This window comes from Elstera litoralis (assembly GCF_000963705.1).
Taxonomy (GTDB): domain Bacteria; phylum Pseudomonadota; class Alphaproteobacteria; order Elsterales; family Elsteraceae; genus Elstera; species Elstera litoralis.
The window spans coordinates 1-1,345 of the sequence record NZ_LAJY01000889.1 but is presented as its reverse complement, the minus strand read 5'-3'; the positions used below and the strand labels follow the sequence as shown (position 1 = coordinate 1,345).

The 1,345-nt window shown below is 49.7% G+C and carries 2 protein-coding genes; both read right to left on the bottom strand.

Annotated features, from left to right (window positions below; translation table 11 throughout):
• On the bottom strand, positions 1–642 hold a 642-nt coding region (locus tag VZ95_RS20550), incomplete at its 3' end, for a hypothetical protein (protein ID WP_198148458.1).
• 154 nt (positions 643–796) lie between these two features.
• On the bottom strand, positions 797–1,345 hold a 549-nt coding region (locus tag VZ95_RS20545), incomplete at its 5' end, for a substrate-binding periplasmic protein (protein WP_045777517.1).

The following is a 1,345-nucleotide window of genomic DNA, read 5'->3' as shown; positions in this document are numbered from 1 at the left end:
GTTCTCAGATTGATAACGTAACGCCCAAGCGATGTGGTGGTAAACCAAGCATCGCCCCGGCCCGCAATCAACTTTTTTAAGATTGAGACCTTCTGAGGACGACGTATCAATGTCGGTAATCCCATTCGCCCGCAGAAGGGCGGCCGGCGCGCCATTGTCGACAGCAACAAGGCGTTGAAGGCCCTTCGCTTGTTCGAAACTCGTAATAGCTGGAACGCCTGCCTTCGATACGAAAATAAACCCCTCATCGCCGCCCGAAATTTCGGAAAGCCACTGGTATTTATCCTCGCGCGGCGGGGTGCGTGCCAAAAACACTGCAACCGAGGGCGTTTCCTCTAAGAGCTGAACCATACGCGGCAGTGGCAATCCTTGCGGCGCGTAATCGACATTCACCGACTTTAAAACCTGTGCCACATACTCGAAGCCGGAACCATTAAGAGCGCCACTTTCCGTAACCCCCGAATAAGGAAGCGACTCAAACCCAAATAACTTCAAAGGATCAGCGGCAGAAGACACTGATGCATAGAGATTGGGTATAAAAAAAATCCCAATCAGATATGCCCTCATTTTTCCTATTTTCATTTGCTTCGATCCTTGAATAAGCGTTATCCAGATTAAATTTGAGCATAAAAAAATTACCAAACATTTAAATACATCCTAAAAAAAATGGTGAAGTCATAATATGGTCATATTATTTCTAAACCCGTGCGGTTCTACCGATACCACTTCTTTGACTTGAGTACCTGCCAGGCCCCAGGGTTAAGCTCGGTTCTGGTCGCCGCTCAACACACGCCCATTATTTAATTTTAGCGCGAAACGCCTCGTACCGACCATCCGATTTCGACGCGGCGAAAGCCGTCTGGAGCTTACTCAAGGTTTCCGCAGGCAACGATTTTGATGCGGTAATCCATCCCGCAGCCGGAACAAGCGTTTTGCCGACACTGATTGTATTGGCTTCAACGCCTTCCTGCTTAATCCAATAGCGCGCGACGGTAATCGTTGAGAACCAGGCATCAAACCGTCCCGCTAACAGTTTCTTGGCGTTTGAAACCGCTGAGGGTGTCAGATCGAAGGTTGTGACGCCGTTCGAGGTCAAGATGTTTCGAACTGCGTCGCTACTGATAGCCCCGATTGATTTTAGCGATTTTGCTTGCTCAAAACTATCGACCTTCGGGTTGCTTGCCAGCGTGATGAAGGCAAAACCATCGTCTTCGATCAAACCACCAATCCAGGCGAATCGCGTCTCACGCTCTGGGTTTCGAATGAAGTAGATCGCCACCGTATTGCCCGCGTCCAAGGATTCGGCAATCCGCAGGGGCGACTGCCCTTCGGCAACAAACGGAAT